Annotated in this window: 20 protein-coding genes; 13 read left to right on the forward strand and 7 right to left on the reverse strand. The window is 75.7% G+C overall.

Translation table 11 applies throughout. The features are described 5' to 3' along the window. Positions 1 to 76 precede the first annotated feature (76 nt). The 4 genes from ACI8AC_RS11595 (at position 77) to ACI8AC_RS11610 (ending at position 3,893) form a co-directional block, all read left to right on the forward strand. Positions 77 to 430 (forward strand): histone-like nucleoid-structuring protein Lsr2, encoded by a 354-nt coding sequence (locus ACI8AC_RS11595; protein ID WP_456897918.1) that lies wholly within the window; start codon positions 77 to 79, stop codon positions 428 to 430. Positions 431 to 559: 129 nt separating this feature from the next. Further along, the gene (locus ACI8AC_RS11600; protein WP_456897919.1) at positions 560 to 868 is read left to right on the forward strand and encodes a hypothetical protein; all 309 of its coding nucleotides are present in this window, start codon (positions 560 to 562) and stop codon (positions 866 to 868) included. Continuing rightward, positions 865 to 1,122, forward strand: a complete 258-nt coding sequence (locus ACI8AC_RS11605; protein ID WP_456897920.1) for a hypothetical protein — start codon at positions 865 to 867, stop codon at positions 1,120 to 1,122. The genes ACI8AC_RS11600 and ACI8AC_RS11605 overlap by 4 nt, the downstream gene beginning before the upstream one ends. A gap of 227 nt (positions 1,123 to 1,349) precedes the next feature. Continuing rightward, complete coding sequence (locus tag ACI8AC_RS11610) at positions 1,350 to 3,893, forward strand: ATP-dependent Clp protease ATP-binding subunit (RefSeq protein WP_456897921.1); 2,544 nt, start codon at positions 1,350 to 1,352, stop codon at positions 3,891 to 3,893. A gap of 283 nt (positions 3,894 to 4,176) precedes the next feature. On the opposite strand, the gene ACI8AC_RS11615 is transcribed toward ACI8AC_RS11610, so the two are convergent. After that, positions 4,177 to 5,070, reverse strand: coding sequence for an A/G-specific adenine glycosylase (locus ACI8AC_RS11615; protein ID WP_456897922.1), 894 nt, complete (start codon positions 5,068 to 5,070; stop codon positions 4,177 to 4,179). Positions 5,071 to 5,145: 75 nt separating this feature from the next. Between ACI8AC_RS11615 and ACI8AC_RS11620 the strand changes: the two genes are divergently transcribed. Next, positions 5,146 to 5,826: a MucR family transcriptional regulator gene (locus tag ACI8AC_RS11620; protein ID WP_456897923.1), complete on the forward strand. Its 681-nt coding sequence runs from the start codon at positions 5,146 to 5,148 to the stop codon at positions 5,824 to 5,826. Between the two features lie 127 nt (positions 5,827 to 5,953). On the opposite strand, the gene disA is transcribed toward ACI8AC_RS11620, so the two are convergent. The 3 genes from disA to ACI8AC_RS11635 form a co-directional block, all read right to left on the reverse strand. Continuing rightward, the gene (gene disA, locus ACI8AC_RS11625; RefSeq protein ID WP_456897924.1) at positions 5,954 to 7,039 is read right to left on the reverse strand and encodes a DNA integrity scanning diadenylate cyclase DisA; all 1,086 of its coding nucleotides are present in this window, start codon (positions 7,037 to 7,039) and stop codon (positions 5,954 to 5,956) included. Between the two features lie 77 nt (positions 7,040 to 7,116). After that, positions 7,117 to 8,490 carry a DNA repair protein RadA gene (radA, locus tag ACI8AC_RS11630; protein WP_456897925.1) on the reverse strand — a complete coding sequence of 458 codons (1,374 nt, stop codon included), beginning with the start codon at positions 8,488 to 8,490 and terminating at the stop codon, positions 7,117 to 7,119. 55 nt (positions 8,491 to 8,545) lie between these two features. Continuing rightward, on the reverse strand, positions 8,546 to 9,298 hold the full coding sequence (locus tag ACI8AC_RS11635) for a hypothetical protein (RefSeq protein WP_456897926.1): 753 nt from the start codon (positions 9,296 to 9,298) through the stop codon (positions 8,546 to 8,548). Between the two features lie 100 nt (positions 9,299 to 9,398). Between ACI8AC_RS11635 and ACI8AC_RS11640 the strand changes: the two genes are divergently transcribed. The 3 genes from ACI8AC_RS11640 to ACI8AC_RS11650 all read left to right on the forward strand — a co-directional run bounded on the left by ACI8AC_RS11640 (position 9,399) and on the right by ACI8AC_RS11650 (position 12,683). After that, complete coding sequence (locus ACI8AC_RS11640) at positions 9,399 to 10,958, forward strand: cryptochrome/photolyase family protein (protein WP_456897927.1); 1,560 nt, start codon at positions 9,399 to 9,401, stop codon at positions 10,956 to 10,958. Between the two features lie 212 nt (positions 10,959 to 11,170). Continuing rightward, positions 11,171 to 11,764, forward strand: a complete 594-nt coding sequence (locus ACI8AC_RS11645; protein ID WP_456897928.1) for an RNA polymerase sigma factor — start codon at positions 11,171 to 11,173, stop codon at positions 11,762 to 11,764. Between the two features lie 16 nt (positions 11,765 to 11,780). After that, the gene (locus ACI8AC_RS11650) at positions 11,781 to 12,683 is read left to right on the forward strand and encodes a hypothetical protein (RefSeq protein ID WP_456897929.1); all 903 of its coding nucleotides are present in this window, start codon (positions 11,781 to 11,783) and stop codon (positions 12,681 to 12,683) included. Between the two features lie 41 nt (positions 12,684 to 12,724). Here the strand turns inward: ACI8AC_RS11650 and ACI8AC_RS11655 are convergent, their stop codons facing one another. Then, on the reverse strand, positions 12,725 to 13,582 hold the full coding sequence (locus ACI8AC_RS11655) for a UbiA family prenyltransferase (protein WP_456897930.1): 858 nt from the start codon (positions 13,580 to 13,582) through the stop codon (positions 12,725 to 12,727). 122 nt (positions 13,583 to 13,704) lie between these two features. Here ACI8AC_RS11655 and ACI8AC_RS11660 point away from each other — a divergent pair, with 122 nt between their 5' ends. Genes ACI8AC_RS11660 through rlmB form a run of 5 tightly spaced genes read left to right on the forward strand, consistent with a single transcriptional unit; the run spans position 13,705 to position 17,797 of the window. Then, the gene (locus ACI8AC_RS11660) at positions 13,705 to 14,187 is read left to right on the forward strand and encodes a CarD family transcriptional regulator (protein WP_097206868.1); all 483 of its coding nucleotides are present in this window, start codon (positions 13,705 to 13,707) and stop codon (positions 14,185 to 14,187) included. A 38-nt stretch (positions 14,188 to 14,225) separates the two neighbouring features. After that, positions 14,226 to 14,888: a 2-C-methyl-D-erythritol 4-phosphate cytidylyltransferase gene (gene ispD / locus ACI8AC_RS11665; RefSeq protein WP_456897931.1), complete on the forward strand. Its 663-nt coding sequence runs from the start codon at positions 14,226 to 14,228 to the stop codon at positions 14,886 to 14,888. Continuing rightward, positions 14,885 to 15,400, forward strand: coding sequence for a 2-C-methyl-D-erythritol 2,4-cyclodiphosphate synthase (ispF, locus tag ACI8AC_RS11670; protein WP_456897932.1), 516 nt, complete (start codon positions 14,885 to 14,887; stop codon positions 15,398 to 15,400). The genes ispD and ispF overlap by 4 nt, the downstream gene beginning before the upstream one ends. Before the next feature lie 25 nt (positions 15,401 to 15,425). Beyond that, positions 15,426 to 16,829 carry a cysteine--tRNA ligase gene (gene cysS / locus ACI8AC_RS11675; protein WP_456897933.1) on the forward strand — a complete coding sequence of 468 codons (1,404 nt, stop codon included), beginning with the start codon at positions 15,426 to 15,428 and terminating at the stop codon, positions 16,827 to 16,829. Next, entirely contained in the window at positions 16,811 to 17,797 is a 987-nt protein-coding gene (gene rlmB / locus ACI8AC_RS11680; RefSeq protein WP_456897934.1) for a 23S rRNA (guanosine(2251)-2'-O)-methyltransferase RlmB, read from the forward strand. Before cysS ends, rlmB begins: the two co-directional genes overlap by 19 nt. Before the next feature lie 164 nt (positions 17,798 to 17,961). Here rlmB and ACI8AC_RS11685 read toward each other — a convergent pair whose 3' ends face one another. Further along, a complete protein-coding gene (locus tag ACI8AC_RS11685; protein WP_456897935.1) occupies positions 17,962 to 19,242 on the reverse strand; it encodes a DUF445 domain-containing protein in 1,281 nt (426 codons plus the stop codon). Between the two features lie 38 nt (positions 19,243 to 19,280). Next, entirely contained in the window at positions 19,281 to 20,534 is a 1,254-nt protein-coding gene (locus ACI8AC_RS11690) for a S1C family serine protease (RefSeq protein ID WP_456897936.1), read from the reverse strand. Positions 20,535 to 20,584 lie beyond the last annotated feature (50 nt).

A 20,584-nucleotide genomic window follows, 5' to 3' on the forward strand; every position in this document is an offset into this window, starting at 1 on the left:
AGGGTAAGAATGGGGAGGCCATCCCGACCGGGTGGCGATGACGCCCCGAATGGGGCCGTGTGGAAACGGAGACCGAATGGCTCGCAAGGTCCAGGTGATCCTGAGCGACGACCTCGACGAGGACCTGCCGGCCGATGAGACCGTGAGCTTCTCTCTCGACGGCACGAACTACGAGATCGACCTCTCGGAGAAGAACGCCGAGGAGATGCGGGATGCGTTCTCCCGGTACGTGCAGGCCGCCCGCAAGGTGGGCCGCGGGGGCGGCCGCGCCTCCGGTGGTGGCCGGTCGCGGGCGACCGGTGGTGGGGGCCGCATGGACCGCGAGCAGGCCGGCGCGATCCGCGAGTGGGCCCGCAAGAACGGGCACAACGTGAGCGACCGCGGCCGCATCCCGGCCAGCGTCGTGGAGGCCTACGAGGCCGCTCACTGATCCCAGGCGCGCGGGCGACGGCCCGGCCCCTCACCGAGGGGCCGGGCCGTCGCCGTTCCCGGTCGCGGCCGGCACGTGCAGGGGCGAAGGTCCCTGGGGCATTCCGGACGATCGAGTAACGCTTCGGGCATGAGCCATGAAGCGGCCCGCACCCCTGCTCTCGGCGACCGGTTCGCCGACGTCCGGCCCCAGTCGCCGGGCTTCACCGCGACCCTCGACCAGGGGTCCGGCGCGATACGGGTGCGCGGGCACCTGGACGCGGTGACCGCCGACCTGCTGCGCGGGGGCGTGGTCGCCCTGCAGCGGCTGGGCCACCGGCAGGTCACCGTCCGGCTGATGCCCGCGGCCACGGTCGACGCCGAGGCGAGCCGGCTGCTCGCCGGTCTGGCCGAGCGGCTCGCGGCCGAGGGCGTGCGGCTGGAGGTGCGGCCGGCATGAGCGCCGCCTGCGACCACACCCGGCAGGGGCCGTGGACCGTCGGGGCCGACGAGGTGCAGCCCCGGTCCTGGTCGGGGGAGTCGGTGGACATGCCCGGCGGCCGGCTGCACGCGGTCAGCGACGACGGGCTCGTCGAGGGCCGGGCCGTCTGCCTCGCCCCGGTCGTGCTCCTCGACCCGGTCGACTGGACCTGGCCGGACGACGCCGACGAGGAGTGGCCGCTGTGCTGGATCTGCCTCGCCCTCACCCGCTGACCGACGCCGCTGTCCGCTGACGGCGTAACCCGGCCGGAACACCGTCCCGTCAGCATCAGTTGGACCGGACAGCTCCTCCTCCCCACCCCGGCCGTGCGCCGACGGGGAGTCGGAGTCCGCGACTACAGTGGAAAGACCGGTGCCCCCGCGCGCCGACGGATGTCGGGTGCCCCTCCCCGCCACGGGGAGGGCAGCGCCGGACCAGCCGGTCAGAGGAGAAGCAGCAGATGTTCGAACGGTTCACCGACCGAGCCCGCCGCGTGGTCGTCCTGGCCCAGGAAGAGGCCCGGATGCTCAACCACAACTACATCGGCACCGAGCACATCCTCCTGGGCCTGATCCACGAGGGTGAGGGCGTCGCCGCCAAGGCTCTCGAGTCCCTCGGCATCTCGCTGGAGGGTGTCCGCCAGCAGGTGGAGGAGATCATCGGCCAGGGCCAGCAGGCCCCGTCCGGGCACATCCCCTTCACCCCGCGGGCCAAGAAGGTGCTCGAGCTGTCCCTGCGCGAGGCGCTGCAGCTCGGCCACAACTACATCGGCACCGAGCACATCCTGCTCGGCCTGATCCGCGAGGGCGAGGGCGTCGCCGCCCAGGTCCTCGTGAAGCTGGGCGCCGATCTCAACCGCGTCCGCCAGCAGGTCATCCAGCTGCTCTCCGGCTACCAGGGCAAGGAGCCGGCCGCGGCCGGCGGCCCCGCCGAGGGCACCCCGTCGACCTCGCTGGTGCTCGACCAGTTCGGCCGCAACCTGACCCAGGCCGCGCGCGACTCCAAGCTCGACCCGGTCATCGGGCGGGCCAAGGAGATCGAGCGGGTCATGCAGGTCCTGTCGCGGCGGACCAAGAACAACCCCGTCCTCATCGGCGAGCCCGGCGTCGGCAAGACCGCCGTCGTCGAGGGCCTGGCCCAGGCCATCGTCAAGGGCGAGGTCCCCGAGACGCTGAAGGACAAGCAGCTCTACACGCTGGACCTCGGCGCGCTCGTCGCCGGTTCCCGCTACCGCGGTGACTTCGAGGAGCGGCTGAAGAAGGTCCTCAAGGAGATCCGCACCCGCGGCGACATCATCCTGTTCATCGACGAGATCCACACCCTCGTCGGGGCCGGTGCCGCGGAGGGCGCGATCGACGCCGCCAGCATCCTCAAGCCGATGCTGGCCCGCGGTGAGCTGCAGACCATCGGCGCCACCACGCTCGACGAGTACCGCAAGCACCTGGAGAAGGACGCCGCGCTCGAGCGGCGCTTCCAGCCGATCCAGGTGGGCGAGCCGACGCTCACCCACACGATCGAGATCCTCAAGGGGCTGCGGGACCGGTACGAGGCGCACCACCGGATCAGCATCACCGACGGCGCGCTGGTCGCCGCCGCCACGCTGGCCGACCGGTACATCTCCGACCGCTTCCTGCCGGACAAGGCGATCGACCTGATCGACGAGGCCGGCGCCCGGATGCGGATCAAGCGGATGACCGCCCCGCCGGACCTGCGCGAGTTCGACGACCGGATCGCCGGCATCCGCCGCGAGAAGGAGTCGGCCATCGACGCCCAGGACTTCGAGAAGGCCGCGTCGCTGCGCGACAAGGAGAAGACCCTCCTGGCCGAGAAGGCCGAGCGCGAGAAGCAGTGGAAGGCCGGCGACATGGACGTCGTCGCCGAGGTCGACGACGAGCAGATCGCCGAGGTCCTCGCCAACTGGACGGGCATCCCGGTCTTCAAGCTGACCGAGGAGGAGACCACCCGGCTGCTGCGCATGGAGGAGGAGCTCCACAAGCGCATCATCGGCCAGGAAGAGGCCATCAAGAGCGTCAGCCAGGCGATCCGGCGGACGCGGGCGGGCCTCAAGGACCCGCGCCGTCCCGGCGGCTCCTTCATCTTCGCCGGCCCCTCGGGTGTCGGTAAGACGGAGCTGGCCAAGGCGCTGGCCCAGTTCCTCTTCGGCGAGGACGACGCCCTCATCCAGATCGACATGGGCGAGTTCCACGACCGGTTCACCGTGTCGCGGCTCGTCGGTGCCCCTCCCGGCTACGTCGGCTACGACGAGGGCGGCCAGCTGACCGAGAAGGTGCGGCGCAAGCCGTTCTCGGTGGTCCTCTTCGACGAGATCGAGAAGGCGCACGCGGACGTGTTCAACACGCTGCTGCAGGTGCTGGAGGACGGCCGGCTCACCGACGGTCAGGGCCGGATCGTGGACTTCAAGAACACGATCCTGATCCTCACGACCAACCTCGGGACGCGGGACATCTCCAAGGCCGTGGGGCTGGGCTTCCAGGTCGGCAACGACAGCCAGTCGAACTACGAGCGGATGAAGAACAAGGTCAACGAGGAGCTCAAGCAGCACTTCCGGCCGGAGTTCCTTAACCGCATCGACGACATCGTCGTGTTCCACCAGCTGACCGAGGACGAGATCATCCAGATCGTCGACCTCATGGTCGCCCGCGTGGAGAGCCAGCTGGCCAACAAGGACATGTCGCTGGAGATCACGCAGGACGCCAAGAAGCTGCTGGCGGCCCGCGGGTTCGACCCGGTGCTGGGCGCCCGGCCGCTGCGCCGGACGATCCAGCGCGAGATCGAGGACGCGCTGTCGGAGAAGATCCTCTACGGCGAGCTGACCGCCGGTCAGATCATCGTGGTGGACGTGGAGGGCGAGGGCGCCGACCAGCGGTTCGTCTTCCGGGGCGAGGCCAAGCCGATCGACCTGCCCGACAGCCCGCCCGTGGCGCTGGCCGTCGGCGACGACGAGGACGGCAACGGGCCCACCAGCCTGAAGAAGGCCGAGTGACCCGCTAGCACGACCGACGAGGGCCGCTTCCCGCACCGCGGGGGCGGCCCTCGCCGCGTCCGGAGGGGCCGTGGCTCGGGGTGAGGCGGACGCCGGTCCACGGCGGGCCGTGGTCGCGGGCGCCGTGGTCGGCGCGCCGTCGGTCGTGGTGGCCGGCGCCGGCCTGCCGGGCGCCGTCCGCGCCCTCCTGCTGGTCCCGCGCGCCGTGGGGGCGCCGGCCGGGCGGGCTGATGACCTCCCGCGACCTCACGCCGCGGCGGCGTCGCCAGGCGGGCAGGCGTTCCTAGGCAGGCAGGGTGAAGCGTCCGTCGGGCAGCTGCTCGAGCAGCCCGTCCACCAGCAGGGAGTCCAGGCAGCGGGACCGCTGCGCCGCGTCGTCCCAGGCCCCGTCCAGCCGGGCGGCCTCGACCGGGCCGTCGGCGGCCCGGAGCACGTCGAGCAGCCGCCCGCGCACCTGCCGGTCGGTGCCGGCGAACCGCTGGACCCGGCGGGGCGGGCCCTCGTGGGGCGGGCGCCCGGCCCGCACCCAGGCGCAGGCACCGGCCACGGGGCAGGCGGTGCAGCGCGGGGTCCCCGCGACGCAGACGAGAGCGCCGAGCTCCATCACCGCCACGGAGAAGCGCACCGCCCGCCCGGGGTCGGCCGGGGCCAGGGCCGCGATGTCGCCGAGGTCCGAGGCCCGGGCGGAACCGGCCTCGGCGCGGCCGTGCACGAGGCGGGCCACGACCCGCCGCACGTTGGTGTCCACGACCGGCTGGGGCGTGCCGTGGCCGAAGCAGGCGACGGCACGGGCGGTGTAGGTCCCCACGCCCGGCAGGGCCTCCAGGGCGGCCACGTCGGCGGGGACGGCGCCCCCGTGGCGCTCGACGAGCGCCACGGCGGCCTCGCGCAGCCGCAGCGCCCGCCGGGGGTAGCCGAGCTTGCCCCACGCGCGGATCACCTCGGCGGGGCTGGCCGCCGCGAGCGCGGCGGGGGTCGGCCAGCGCGCCACCCACTCCCGCCACACCGGCTCGACGCGCGCGACCGGCGTCTGCTGCAGCATCACCTCGCTGACCAGCACCGCCCACGCGTCGACGCCGGGTCGGCGCCACGGCAGGTCCCGGGCGGCGCCGGCGAACCAGTCGACCAGGGTGTCCCCGACGTCGGACGCCGGACGGGGGGCGGTGGCGCTCTCCACGGGACCCCAGTGTGCCGCCCGGGGGGACGGCGTGCCGCCGTGAGGGCGTTCGGCGCCCCCGACTACCGTCGACGCGTGCTCCACCCGGTCGGACCACTGCCCGCCGGCGTCTACTGGCGCCGCCGGTCGCTGGTGCTCACGCTCATGGTGGCGTTGCTCGGCGGGGGCGGCTGGCTCACCGTGGCGGCCGCGACGGGGGACGACGAGGGCACCGGCACCGTGGAGGCGGCCGAGACCGCCGCCGCGCCCTCGGACCCGCCCGCGCTGGAGCGGGTCGTCCCCTCCCTGACCGGCGTCCAGCCGCCCACGGAGCCGTCGGTGCCCGCGCCTCCGCCGCCGCCGGAGCCGGCCGCCCCGCAGCCCGGGGACCCGTGCAGCGACCAGATGATCGGGCTGGAGGTGCGCAGCCCCGGCAGTGCGCCCTCGGGTGAGCGGGCGACCTTCGAGCTGGTGGTCACCAACGTCTCGTCGGTGCCGTGCGTCCGCGCCCTCGACAAGGGCCTGCAGGAGATCGTGCTGCTCGACGGCGCGGGCAACCGGGTGTGGGGGAGCAACGACTGCCTCCCGGAGGCCGGCGAGGACACCCGGACCCTCGCCCCGGGGGAGTCCGCGGCCTTCCCCCTCGTGTGGGGTGGCCGGTCGAGCGAACCGGGCTGCGGCGCGGAGCGGCTACCGCTCGCCCCCGGGGACTACGCGCTGCGCGGCCGGCTGGACACCGCGACCAGCCCGGACGCCCCGTTCACGGTCACCGGGTGAAGGACCCGCGCCGAGCCGGACCCCTGCAGGGTCCCGCCGCCGGCGCGAACACCCCCGTCCGGAGGCTCGCCCGAGCCTGCGAGGGGAGAGGGGGACGAGGTCCTCCCCGGGGGGCAGGAGCTCCTGTTCAGCTGTAGCGGTCGAGGATCGAGGTCTCGGCCAGGCGGGACAGGCCCTCGCGGATGCCGCGTGCGCGGGCCTCGCCGACACCCTCCACGGCCAGGAGGTCCTCGATGGTGGCGGCCAGCAGCTTCTGCAGGCCGCCGAAGTGGTCGACGAGCCGGTCGATGATGCCGGCGGGCAGCCGGGGCACACGGGCCAGCAGCCGGTACCCGCGCGGGCTGACGGGGGAGTCGAGGGCCTCGGCGGAGGTCGGCAGGCCGTAGCAGCGGGCGACCGCCGACAGGTCGAGCAGCTCGGTGGCCGAGAGCGCGCGCAGGTCGGTGAGCACCTGCTCGATCGTCCGGGGGCGGCGGGCCCCGCCGGGCAGGTAGTCGCGGACCAGCAGGCCGCGGTCCTCCTCGACGCCGGCGAGCATCTCGTCCAGCTGGAGGGCCAGCAGGCGGCCGTCGGTGCCGAGCTCGACGACGAAGCCCTCGATCTCGTCGGCGATCCGCCGGACCATCTCCAGCCGCTGGCTGACGCTCATCGCGTCGCGGACGGTGACGAGGTCCTCGATCTCCAGGGCCGAGAGCGTGCTGGCCACCTCGTCGAGCCGCAGCTTGTAGCGCTCGAGCGCGGCCAGGGCCTGGTTGGCGCGGGCCAGGATGGTCGTCGGGTGCTCGAGCGTGTAGCGGCGCCCGGCCACGTACACGCTGATGATGTGCATCGACTGGCTGACCGAGATCACCGGGAAGCCGGTCTGGACGGCGACCCGCTCGGCGGTGCGGTGCCGGGTGCCCGACTCCTCGGTCGGCACGGTCGGGTCGGGCATCAGGTGCACGCCGGCGCGCACGATCCGGCTGCCGTCGTAGGAGACGATGACCGCGCCGTCCATCTTGGCCAGCTCGCGCAGCCGGGTCGCCGACAGCGCCACGTCGAGGGCGAACCCGCCGGTGCAGATGGACTCGACCACGCGGTCGTACCCGAGCACGATCAGCGCCCCGGTGCGGCCGGCCAGGATGCGCTCCAGACCGTCGCGCAGGGGCGTCCCCGGTGCGATGCGACCGAGCAGATCGCGGAGCGCGACCTCGGGGTCCACAACGGGCGGCACGAGCGCTCCTGACGTCTGGTGTGGTGGCGGCTGAGTGTACGTGCCCCCACGGTACTGGCGGGTGCCGGTGAGTGGACTCACCCGTCCCGGGACAGCCGGGCGAAGGCACCGGCGAGGTCGGGCACCTCGACCAGCCGCATGCCCCGTGGCGCGGGACCGGCGTCCTCGGGCACGAGGGCGACCCGGTAGCCCTGGCGGGCCGCCTCGGCCAGCCGGCGACCCGTGCCCCCCACCCGGCGGATCTCGCCGGAGAGGCCCACTTCGCCCAGCGCCACCATGCCCGGTGGCAGCGGGGTGTCCCGGGCTGCCGAGGCGATGGCGAGGGCGAGGGCGAGATCGGCGGCGGGCTCGACGATGCGCACCCCGCCCACCGAGGCGGCGAAGACGTCGGCGTCGGCCAGCCGGACCCCGCCGCGCCGCTCGACGACCGCGTTGACCATGGCCACCCGCTGCGAGTCGAGCCCGCTCACCGCCCGGCGCGGTGAGCCGCCGCCCGAGGAGGAGGCGACCAGGGCCTGCACCTCGGCCAGCAGCGGCCGGCTGCCCTCCATCGTGACGGTGACGCAGCTGCCGGCCACGGGGGCGGACCGCCGCGAGACGAACAGGTGCGACGGATCGGGGACGCCGACGACCCCGCCGTCCCCGATCTCGAAGCAGCCGATCTCGTCGGCCGGCCCGAACCGGTTCTTGGTGGCCCGCACGAGCCGGAGCGTGGAGTGCCGCTCGCCGTCGAACGAGACCACGACGTCGACCAGGTGCTCGAGCGCACGGGGGCCGGCGATGGCGCCGTCCTTGGTGACGTGACCGACGAGGATCGTGGTCATCCCGCGGGCCTTGGCGACCGCGGTGAGGGCGCCGGCGACGGCCCGGACCTGGGTGGCACCGCCGTCGGTGCCGTCGACGGCGGGGGAGCGGACCGTCTGCACGCTGTCGAGGACCAGCAGCGAGGGGGCGACCTGCTCGACGTGCGCGAGCACGGCGGACAGCTCGGTCTCGGCGGCGAGGAAGAGATCGTCGTGCAGGGCTCCGATGCGCTCGGCGCGCAGCCGCACCTGGGCCGCGGACTCCTCGCCGGAGACGACGAGCGCGGGCCCGTTGACCTCGGCCACCCGGTGGGCGACCTCGAGCAGCAGCGTGGACTTGCCCACCCCGGGCTCGCCCGCGACCAGGAGCACGGCCCCGGGCACCAGGCCGCCGCCGAGCACGCGGTCGAACTCGGCGATGCCGGTGGGGACGGCGCGGGCCCCGGTGAGCTCCACCTGCGCGATGGGGCGGGCCGGGGCGCTGACCGGCCCCGCCGCGACCGCGCGCAGCGGGGAGGCCGGGACACCGACCTCCTGCAGCGTCCCCCACGCCTGGCACTCCGGGCAGCGGCCGACCCACTTGGCGGCGCCGTAGCCGCACTCGGTGCAGCGGTGAGCGGGACGGGACTTCACTCCGGAGGCAGGCACGCCCGGACGGTAGCCACGGGTACCGACAGGACCGCGCCACCGGGGCGGGGACCGGTCACTCGCCCTGGCCGGCTCCCGAGGCCGCCTCGCGGCTGTCGGAGCCGGTCTCCTGCTCCTCGTGGTGGAAGTCGAACGGCTCGCCGCGCTCCAGCGCCTCGCCAGGGGTGTTCACCCGGGCGGTGACGGTGACCTCGCCGGCCTCGGCGAAGGTCAGGGTGAGCTCGATGCCCTGGCCCGGGGTCAGGGGCTCGGACAGGCCGACCAGTTCGACGGCGGTGTCGTCCGGGCCCAGGAACACCGTCGAGTTGCCCGGGATGGGGATCTCGACGCCGGCCGACCCGGTGCCGGTGGCCGGCGCGGTCGTCGTCGGCGTGCCCGGCGTGGCCGTGTTCTCGGGGGAGGTCGTCGCCGTGCCCTCGGGGGAGGTGGTCGCGGTGGCCCCGGGCGACGGCGTGGTGGTGCCGTCCGGTGCCGGCGAGTCGGGCGCGGGCGGGACCGGGGTGGGCTCAGCGGTGAGGACGGCCTCGTCGAAGCCCTCGCCCTCGATGGAGAGCAGCGTGTCCTCGGCCTGGCCGGTGTTGACGATCGCCATGACGAGCGAGGCGTCCTCGCCCTCCTCGTACGCACCCTCCTCGGGGTACTCGAGCAGGACCTGGCGCAGCAGGATGTCGCCGACCTGCTCCGAGGGGCCGACCTTGTCCCGGTCCTGGGTCGCGGTCTGGGTCACCTGCCCGGCGCTGCAGGCGGTCAGCGCGACGGGGCCGATCAGCAGTGCACCCATCGTGGCGGCGCGCAGTGCGCGGTTCACAGCGGTGGACCTCCAGGGGCGTGCCGGCCACCGCACGTCGATGGCCCGGGTCGCCCGAGCGTATCCCGCGGCGCAGGATGGCCGCCGGGAGGTGAGGCGGGTGGCGCACGGTCCGTCGTCGTCCCCGGGGCACGACCCGGCCCTCGCGTCGTTCCCCGAGCGCGCCCCGGGAACCCGCCGCTGGTGCTTCGCCGACCAGCTCGGCCCGCACTTCCTCGACGCGCCGGACCAGCCCGTCCTGCTGGTCGAGTCGAGGGAGGTCCTCGCCCGGCGGCGGTTCCACCGGCAGAAGGCCCACCTCGTGCTCTCCGCGCTGCGCCACCGGGCCGCCGAGCTCGGCGACCGCGCCGACCTGCACCGGGTGCGCACCTACGCCGAGGCGCTCGACCGGTACGACGAGCCGCTGTCGGTGTGCGCGCCGACGACCTGGGGCAGCCGGGACCTGGTGCTGCGCCGTCCCGGGCTGACCGTGCTCGCCGCCCGCGGCTTCGTCGCCACCCACGAGGAGTTCGCCGGCTGGGCCGAGGGCCGGGGGAGGCGCCGGCTGCTCATGGAGGACTTCTACCGCGACAGCCGGCGGCAGCACGGGGTGCTGATGGACGGCGCCGGCCCGGTCGGCGGCCGCTGGAACCTCGACGAGGAGAACCGCGAGCCCCCACCGGCCGACGGGCACCTCGGCGTCCCCGAGCCCTGGTGGCCCGAGGAGGACGCCGTCGACGAGGAGGTGCGCGCCGACCTCGACCGCTGGGAGGCGGCCGGCGAGGTCTCCTTCGTCGGGGACGACGGCCCGCGCCGGTTCCCCGTCACGCGGGCCGAGGCGCTGCGCCGGCTGCACGACTTCCTCGACACCCGGCTGGGGGCCTTCGGCCCGCACGAGGACGCGATGCTCGCCGGCGACCGCTGGCTGGCCCACTCGCTGCTGTCCCCGGCGCTCAACCTCGGCCTGCTCGACCCGCTCGAGGTCGTGCGCGCGGCCGAGGAGCGCTACCGGAGGTCGCTGGCCGAGGGGGACCCGCTGCCGCTCAACAGCGTGGAGGGCTTCGTCCGCCAGGTCATGGGCTGGCGGGACTACGTCTGGCACCTGTACTGGTACCTCGGCCGCGGGTACCGGCACGCCAACGCCCTGGGCGCGCACGAGCCGGTGCCGGGCTGGCTGGCCGACCTCGACGACGCGGCGGTGGACGCCGCCTGCCTGTCGGGCGTCCTCGCCGACGTGCGCCGGGACGGCTGGGTGCACCACATCCCGCGGCTCATGGTGCTGGGCAACTACGCCCTCCAGCGCGGCGTCGACCCGCTGGCCATGGCCGACTGGTTCCACCGCAGCTTCCTGGACGGCTACGACTGGGTGATGGTGGCCAACGTCGTCGGGATGAGCCAGCACGCCGACGGCGGGGTGCTGGCGACGAAGCCGTACGCGGCCGGCGGGGCCTACATCGCCCGGATGAGCGACTACTGCGGCGGCTGCCGGTACGACCCGCGGCGCCGCCTGGGCGAGGACGCCTGCCCCTTCACCGCCGGCTACTGGGCGTTCCTCGACCGCACCCGCGACCGGCTGGCGGGCAACCAGCGCATGCGCCGTCCCCTGGCCGGGCTGGACCGGCTGCGCGACCTGCCGGAGGTCGTCGCCCAGGAGCGCCGCCGGGGCACCGCCGCCCCCTGAGCCCCGCCGCCGGCCCGGTGGCGGGCTGGAGCGGCCACCGCCCAGGGTCCCGCGCCGAGCTGGTGACGGGCTGGAGCGGCCACCGTCCATGGTCCCGCGCCGAGCGTGCGAGGCGTGGGGGGAACGGTGGTCCTCCTACCGGGTGACCGCCGTCCAGCGCCGACCCGCCCCTGCCGATGGAGGAGGGGACGACGGCCGGCACGGGAGGGCAGATGGCGACGGGACTGCCGTTCGACGACGTCCTCGCGGCGGCCCGGGCGGGCGCCCCCTGGGCGATGGAGACCCTCTACCGGGACCTCTCCCCGGCGGTCACCGGCTACCTGCGGCTGCACGGCGCGGCCGAGCCCGACGACCTGGCCAGCGAGACCTTCATCGGTGTCCTCACCGGGCTGCACGGCTTCTCCGGGGACGAGGCGGCCCTGCGTGCCTGGGTCTTCACCATCGCCCACCGCAGGCTGGTCGACGACTGGCGCCGGCGGGGGTGCCGGCCGCAGGTCACCGACGACGACGCCGTCCTGGCCGAGCGGGCCGGCGGGGACGCCGAGGACGACGCGCTGGCCCGCATCGGCGCCGCCGACGTCCACCGGCTGTGCGGCTCGCTGCCGGCCGACCAGCGCACCGTGCTCCTGCTGCGGGTGCTGGCGGACCTCACGGTCGAGCAGGTGGCCGACGTGCTGGGCCGCTCGCCCGGCGCCGTCAAGGCGCTGCAGCGGCGGGGCCTGCGCACCCTCCGGGCCGCGCTCGGCGGCGATCCACCCCGACGGGTGACCCCGCGGGCGTACCCCTCCGCGGCCCTCGCGCGATGACAGGGACGAGATGACCGTGCCAGCCGACGACCGCACCGCCGAGGCCGCCTTCGAGGCGGCCCTCGCCGGCCGCCCGGTGCCCGGGGGCGCCGCCCTGACCGCGTTCGCCGACGCGGTCCGGGGCTGCGCCACCGAGCCGGGACGGCCGAACGCGGCGCTGGCCGAGCTGCTGGCGACCGGTCTCCTCACCACCCACACGGATCCGTCCCCCGGGACGGCCGGGCGACCCGCCCGGACCTCACGGAAGAGGCCTCGCATGCTCCTCACCGCACTCGTCACCAAGATCGCCTCCGCGGGCGTCCTCGCGAAGGCCGCCGTCGGCGCCGGTGCCGTCGCCGTCGCGCTGACCGGCGCCGCCACCGCCGGGGCCCTGCCCGGTCAGGACGACACCACAGCGGTCGTCCAGAGCGGCGACAACGCCGACCTGGCCGAGCCGGAGGACGACGTCACCGAGGGCCCCGCGGCGGACGACCCGGTCGAGGAGGGGCCCGCCGAGGAGCCGGTCGTCGAGGAGCCGGTCACCGAGGAGCCGGTCGTCGAGGAGCCGGTCACCGACGAGCCGGTCACCGACGAGCCGCGCACCGAGGAGCCGGTCACCGGCCCCGCGCTGACCGAGGAGGAGTGGGCCGGCGGGCCGGTCGGCGGCCAGGGGTTCGGCAGCTGGGTCAGCGAGGGCGCGCGCAACGGCTGGGTCACCGGCGAGCGCGTCAGCGACGCCGCCCACCAGCGCAACGCCGACCGCGCGGCCGACCGCGCAGCCGCCCGGGACGCCGGCACGCCGACCGCGGACGAGCCGGTCGAGCAGCCCGAGCCCGTCGAGGCGGGGACCGCGGAGCCGGCCGAGGCCGTCCCGGCGCCCGCCCCGACCGGCGACGGCGGCCGCGGCAACGGCGGCGGGAACGGGAACGGGAAGAAGTAGCCGCCCGGGCCGCGGTCCCCCGGCGTGCCCCCGGGCCCCCGTCAGGTGACCGCGGCCCCGCCGGCCAGCAGGAGCACCACGTCGAGCACGGTCAGCAGCATCACCGCCGGGAAGGCGGCCCGGCGGAACCGCGGCGTCCCCGCCAGCGCGGCGACCACCACCGCCGGCGCCGCAAGGGCCAGGCCCACCCACCCCGGGGTGCCGGGCGGCCCCCCGGGACCCAGCACGAGGACCAGGGACGCCGCGCCGAGCAGCGCCGCGCAGGCGACCGCGGAGACCCGCGCCCCGAGCCGGTGCGGCAGGCCGCGGACCCCCGTGGCGAGGTCCTCCTCGAGGTCCGGGGCGACGTTGGCCAGGTGGGCCGCGGCGCCCAGCGCCGCCCCCGCGGTCACCAGCCACCACGGCGCCAGGGGGGTGCCCGGCGCGGCGGCCACCACGCCGGCCGGAAGGGCCCCGAACCCGGTGACGTAGGGCAGCGCCGAGGCGGCCGTCCCCTTGAGGCCGGCGTTGTAGGCCCAGCCGCTGGCGACCAGCACCAGCAGCAGGAGGCCGGGCACGGGCCCGAGCGCCAGCGACAGCACGGCGCTGAGCGCGGCCGAACCGGCCGCCAGGGCGCGCAGCAGCGAGGGTGCGACGGCGCCCTGCACGACCGGCTTGTCGGCCCGGGCGACCGCCCGGTCGCGGTCGGCGTCGAGCCAGTCGTTGCTCCACCCGATCGACGTCTGACCTGCGAGGACGGCGACGGTGACCAGCGCCGCGCGGCCCGCCGGGACACCCGCCGCGAGGGCCAGCAGGCCCGCCACGGTGGTGACCGCGACGGTCGGCCCCGCGTGCGTGGCGAGCACCACGGCGCGCAGCGGCGGACCCGTCCGGGAGCCCTGTCCAGGCACACCGACCATGCTGCTGTCAACCCCTGCCCGGTACTCCGTCGGCCCTCTGACCTGCGAGTTTACGAAAAGAGGGCGGTCCGTTCGTCAGTGTTCCGTGGTAGTCTTTAGAGAGCGAAAGGGGTCACACACACATGGGCTTCACTGTCGGCGAGACCGTTGTCTACCCGCACCACGGTGCCGCGCTCATCGAGGCGATCGAGAAGCGGGTCATCAAGGGTGAAGAGAAGGCCTACCTCGTGCTCAAGGTCGCCCAGGGTGATCTGACCGTGCGGGTGCCGGCCGACAACGCAGAGATCGTCGGCGTCCGCGACGTCGTCGGTCAGGAGGGGCTCAACCGGGTCTTCGAGGTCCTGCGCGCCCCCCACACCGAGGAGCCGACCAACTGGTCGCGCCGGTACAAGGCCAACCTCGAGAAGCTCGCCTCCGGCGACGTGAACAAGGTCGCCGAGGTCGTCCGCGACCTGTGGCGTCGCGACAAGGACCGCGGCCTCTCGGCCGGGGAGAAGCGCATGCTCTCCAAGGCCCGTCAGATCCTGGTCAGCGAGCTGGCTCTCGCCGAGGGCACCAACGAGGACAAGGCCGAGGTGCTCCTCGACGAGGTCCTCGCCAGCTGAGCCCGGCTCCGGCCACCCCGCACCACCCGACCACTCCCGTGCACGCTGTCGGCATCGTCGCAGCGGCCGGGAGTGGTCTGCGTCTGGGGGTCGGCCGACCGAAGGCCCTCGTCCCGCTCGCCGGCCGCCCGCTCGTCGGCTGGGCCGTCGAGGCGCTGCTGGCCGGCGGCGTCGACGAGGTCGTGGTGACCGCACCGGCCGCCGAGCACGGGGCCGTCACCGCGGCGGTGCCCGCCGGCACCCGGGTGGTGGCCGGCGGGGCGACACGGACCGCCTCGGTGCGCGCCGCCCTGGCCGTCGTGCCCCCCGGCGCCGACGCCGTCCTGGTGCACGACGCCGCCCGCCCGCTGACCCCGCCGGACGTCGTCGCCCGCGTTCTGGCCGCCCTCGCCGCGGGCGCCCCGGCCGTGGTGCCGGTCCTGCCCGTCGTCGACACGACGGTCGCCGTCGACGCCGCCGGGCTGGTCACCGGCACGCTGCCGCGCCCTGAGCTGCGGCGGGTGCAGACCCCGCAGGGCTTCGCGCACCGCCCCCTGGCCGCCGCGTACGCCGCCCTGCCCGAGGACGCCGAGCTCACCGACGACGCCGCCGTGGTGCGGGCGGCCGGTGTGCCGGTGGCGACCGTCGAGGGCGACGAGCGCGCCGCGAAGGTGACCGTGGCGCACGACCTCGCGCTCGCCGAGCTGCTGGTCGCCCGGTGACCGCGCCGCTGCCCCGGGTCGGCACCGGTGTCGACGTCCACCCGGTCGAGGCCGGCCGGCCCTGCTGGCTGGCCGGGCTCGAGTGGCCCGCGGTCGACGGCTGCGCCGGTCACTCCGACGGCGACGTCGTGGCCCACGCCCTGACCGACGCCGTCCTCTCCGCCGCGGGCCTCGGCGACATCGGCGGCCTGCTGGGCACCGACGACCCGCGCTGGGCCGGCGCCCGCGGCGCCGCCGTGCTGGAGCACGTGCGCGAGGTGCTGGCCGCGGCCGGCTGGCGGGTGGGCAACGCCGCCGTGCAGCTCGTGGGGAACACCCCGAGGATCGGCCCGCGCCGGGCGGAGGCCGAGGCCGTGCTGTCCGCCGCGCTCGGCGCGCCCGTCAGCCTGACCGCCACGACCACCGACGGCCTCGGCCTCACCGGCCGGGGCGAGGGGCGGGCGGCGCTGGCCACCGCGCTGGTGGTCCGGACCGCGGACCTCCCGCCGTCCACGGAGCCCGCGCCGGGCTGATCCTGCGCTCCGTACACTCCGCGCAGTGAGCCTCCGCCTGTACGACACGGCCGCCCGTGCGGTCCGCGACTTCACGCCCCTGCGTGCCGGGCAGGCCTCCATGTACGTCTGCGGGCTCACCGTGCAGGGCCCCCCGCACGTCGGCCACGTGCGCTCCGCGCTGGTGTTCGACGTGCTGCGCCGCTGGCTGACCGCCCGGGGGTTCGAGGTCACCTACGTCCGGAACGTCACCGACATCGACGACAAGATCCTGGCCAAGGCCGCCGACGCCGGGGTGCCGTGGTGGGCGTGGGCGTACACCAACGAGCTCGCCGTCACCCGGGCCTACGACGTCCTCGGCCTGCTGCCGCCCACGTACGAGCCGCGCGCCACCGGACACGTCCCCGACATGGTCGCCCTGATCGAGCGGCTGATCGAGGCCGGGCACGCCTACGCCGTCGACGGCGACGTGTACTTCGACGTCCGGTCCTTCCCCGGGTACGGCGAGCTGACCGGGCAGAAGCTCGACAACCTGGACCCCGCGGCCGACACCGACAGCGACGAGCGCAAGCGCGACCCCCGCGACTTCGCGCTCTGGAAGGCGCACAAGGACGGCGAGCCGGAGACCGCGGCCTGGGCGACGCCGTGGGGCCGCGGCCGGCCCGGCTGGCACCTGGAGTGCTCGGCGATGGCCGGGCGCTACCTCGGGCCCGCGTTCGACCTGCACGGCGGCGGGCTGGACCTGCGCTTCCCGCACCACGAGAACGAGCGGGCCCAGTCGCAGGCGGCCGGTGACGGGTTCGCCCGGTACTGGCTGCACAACGGCTGGGTCACCCTCGGCGGCGAGAAGATGAGCAAGTCGCTGGGCAACACCGCGCTGGTCGACGAGGTCGTGCAGCGGGTGCGGCCGGTGGAGCTGCGGTACTACCTGCTGGCCCCGCACTACCGCTCGACCGTCGAGTTCACCGACGCCGCGCTCGCGGAGGCCGCGGCGGCCTACCGGCGGCTGGAGTCGTTCGTGACCCGCGCGGCCGAGCGGGTGGGCGCCGACGCGGGGGAGCGGACGCTGCCGGAGGCGTTCACCGCGGCCATGGACGACGACCTCGGCACGCCCGCCGCCGTCGCCGCCGTGCACGAGGCGGTCCGCGAGGGCAACACCGCCCTGGCCGGCGGCGACGACGCGGCGGTGGCCGGGGCGCTCGGCGCCGTGCGTGCCATGCTCGACGTGCTGGGCTTGGACCCGCTCGACCCCCGCTGGTCGGCGGGTGGGCCCGGTGACCGGCTGGCCGAGGTGACCGGGGCGCTGGTGGCCCTGGCGCTGGACCAGCGGCAGGCCGCCCGGGCGCGCAAGGACTACGCGGCCGCCGACGCGATCCGGGACCAGCTCACGGCGCTCGGCGTCCAGGTCGAGGACACCCCGCAGGGAACGCGATGGGAGCTGACCCGCTGATGGCCGGCAACAGCCAGCGCCGGGGCCGCAGCAGCGGCGCCGGCAAGAAGGGCGCCACCACCGGCACCGGGGGGAAGGGCCGCCGCGCGCTGGCCGGCCGCGGCGCCACCCCGCCGGCCGAGATGCGACCGGGGCACCCCGCCCAGCGGCGGGCCCAGGCCGACGCGCGGCGCCGAGCCGAGCGGGACCGCAGCCGCCAGCGCGCCGAGGAGACCCCGGAGCTGCTGCTCGGGCGCAACCCGGTCGTCGAGGCGCTGCGCGCGCAGATCCCGGCGACCGCGCTGTACGTGGTGACCGGTGACAGCCGGACCGCGAGCGACGAGCGGGTGACCGAGGCGCTGCACCTGGCCAACGACCGCGGGCTGCCGCTGCTCGAGGTGGGCCGGGCCGAGTTCGACCGGATGTCCGGCGGAGCCCTGCACCAGGGCATCGGCCTGCAGGTCCCGCCGTACGAGTACGCCCACCCCGACGACCTGCTCGACGTCGCCCGGGACTCCGGTCGCCCGGCCCTCGTCGTCGCGATGGACGGGGTGACCGACCCGCGGAACCTGGGCGCCGTGGTCCGCTCGGCCGCGGCCTTCGACGCGCACGGCGTGGTCGTGCCGCAGCGGCGCTCGGTCGGCATGACCGCGTCCGCCTGGCGCACCAGCGCCGGCGCCGCCGCCCGCCTGCCGGTGGCCCGGGCGGTGAACCTGGCCCGCGCGCTGGCGGCCTACCAGGACGCCGGGCTCACCACCGTCGGGCTGGCCGGCGACGGTGACGTGGACCTGCAGGACGCCGACGTCCTCGCCGACCCGGTGGCGCTCGTGGTCGGCGCCGAGGGCAGCGGGCTGTCGCGGCTGGTGCGCGAGCGGTGCGACCTGGTCGTCCGGATCCCGATCGGCCGGGACACCGAGTCGCTCAACGTCAGCGTCGCCGCCGGCATCGCGCTGTACCAGGCCGCACTCCTCCGGGACGCGGCGGGCTGACCCGGGGACCGGCCGCGGAAGAGGAAGCCGTACCGGTGTCGGGTCGCCCCGGACTGTCGGGTCGCCCCGGACGCGGGCACGGCTTCACCTTCCCGCGGCCATAGCGCCGTCCCGGGCCCGGTCGACCCGCCCCCGCCCGCCCGGATCGGCGGCGCCGGCGAGCGTCAGCCCAGCAGCTGGGCCAGCGTGTAGATCACCAGCCCGGCGAGCCCGCCGACGATGGTGCCGTTGACGCGGATCCACTGCAGGTCCCGCCCCACCTGCAGCTCCAGCCGACGGCTGGTCTCCTCGGTGTCCCAGCGCTCGACGGTGCTGCCGACGAGCCGGGCCAGGTCGCCGGAGAACCGCTCGGCCAGGTACCCCGCCGCCCGCACGCCCTGCCGCTGCACCAGCTCGCGCAGCACCTCGTCGCCGCGCAGCCGCGCGGCCAGGTCCCGGACGGCCGCGGCCACCCGGACGCGCAGCTCGGAGTCCGGGTCGGCGGCGGCGGAGAGCAGGGCGGCCTTGGCGTTGACCCACAGCGACCCCGACCAGGTGCGGACGGCGGGGTGCTCGATGAGGTCCTTCTTCAGCTCCTCGACCCGGGCCGCGGTGTCGGGGTCGGTCCGCAGCGCGTGCACGTAGGCCCGCAGCCGGACGTCGTAGCTGCGGCGCAGCTCGTGCCGCGGGTCGTCCCCGACCTCGTCGAGGAACCCGAGCAGCAGCGTGAAGATGCGGTCGAACACCCGGTCGTCGACCCAGTCGGGCACCCAGGCCGGCGAGGCGTCGCCGAGCTGGGCGCGGAAGACGACGCGGTTCTCCTCGAGGAAGCGGGTCAGCCCGCGCAGCCCCGCGGAGAGCACCTCCTGGTGGCGGTCCCCCTCGATGACCAGCTCCAGGGCCCGCGCCACGATCGGCGCCGCCGGGGTCCCGTGCAGCTTGCGGTCGACCAGCGCGGCCACGGCCGCCTGGACGTCGTCGTCCCGCAGCAGGTCGGTGAGCGACGTGAGGGCCACCCCGGCGTCCCCGGCCAGCCGCTCGGCCCGCCCCGGGGCGGCGAGGAAGGTCCCGAGCCGGCCGGGCAGGTCCATGGCGGTGACCGTGTCCTGGACGACCTCGCGGGTGAGGAACTGGGTCTGCACGAACGTGCCGAGGCTGGCGCCGATCTGGTCCTTCTTGCGCGGGATGATCGCGGTGTGCGGGATCGGCAGCCGCAGGGGGTGCCGGAACAGCGCGGTCACCGCGAACCAGTCGGCGAGCGCGCCGACCATCGAGGCCTCCGCGGTCGCGCGCACGTAGCCGACCCAGGCCCCGGCCTCCTCGCCGAGGAGGACGCAGCCCAGGAAGACGGCGGCGGCCACCAGGAACAACCCGGTGGCCAGCCGCTTCATGCGGGCGAGGTCGCGGGCCCGCCCGGGGTCGTCGAGCGCCCCGGCGAGGGGGGCGGGGGGGCGGGGTACCGACACCCGACCGAGCCTAGGCACCCCGCCGGTCCCCCGAGCGGTCAGTCGGAGGTGGCCCCCAGGGTCACCTGGACCTCGTCGGTCCCGCCGGCGCGGTCGACGGTCAGGGTGACGTCGTCACCCGGGCTGACGCTCCGGACGGCGGCGGTCAGCTCGGTCGAGGTGGTGACCAGCCGGTCGCCGACCGCGGTGATGACGTCGCCGGGCTGCAGGCCCGCGTCGGCGGCCGGCGTCCCCGGCTGCACCTGGACCACCTCGGCGCCGATGCCGACCTCGGAGTTGCCGTCGGCGGCCGCGGTGCGAGCGCTGACGCCGAGGTAGGTGGTGTCCGCCGACCCGTCCTCGATGATCTCCGCAGCGATCCGCTGCGCGACGTTGCCCGGGATCGCGAAGCCGACGCCGATGCTGCCGCTCTGCGCCTGGCCGCCGGGAGCCCCCGAGGCCACGGTGGCGATCGCGGTGTTGATCCCGATGACCTGACCGGCGCCGTCGACCAGGGCGCCACCGGAGTTGCCGGGGTTGATCGCCGCGTCCGTCTGCAGGGCGTCGATCACCGTGGCGTCGCCCTCGGGGGAGCCGGTGGCGACGGCCCGGCCGGTCGCGCTGATGATGCCGTCGGTGACGGTGTCGGTGAGACCGAGCGGGGCGCCGATGGCCACCGCCAGGTCGCCGACCTGGACCTCGTCGGAGTCGGCCCATCCGGCGGCCACCAGGTCGGAGGCGCCGTCGAGCTTGAGCACGGCCAGGTCGTAGGTCGGCTCGGTGCCCACGATCGTCGCGTCGTAGAGGGTGCCGTCCGCGGTGCGGACCGACACCGCGCCCTGCCCGCCGGCCTCGACCACGTGGTTGTTGGTGAGCACGTAGCCGTCGTCGGTCAGGACCACACCCGACCCGGAGCCCGAGCCGGAGGGGGAGGCGACGTACACGGTCACCACGCTGGGGGTGGCCTTCGCGGCCGCCGCGGTCACCGCGGTGGCCGTCTCGGGGTTGGTGATCGTCACGTTCTGCGCGGCGACGGTGCCCGTGCCCCCGCCGGTGCCGCCGTCGGACAGCGCCACCACGCCCGCCCCGGCGCCACCGCCGATCAGGGCGCCGGCGACGAGGCCGGCCACGCCGATGCGCAGGCGGCCGCCGCGGCGCTCGCGGGGCGGCGCGGGGGGCTGGAAGGCGGGGGGCACCTGGCCCGGTGCGGGCTGCCACGCGGGCGGCGCCCAGGTGGACGTCGCGGTCGGGGCGGGGGTGCCGTGGGTGCCCGGCGCGCCGGGGGCGCCGGGGTGGGTGCCGTACTCGGTCACAGGTGCTCAGGTCCTCCTCGTGGGCGGCGAACGGTCCGCCGTCCTCGGAA

Source organism: Geodermatophilus sp. SYSU D00758 (genome assembly GCF_054049955.1).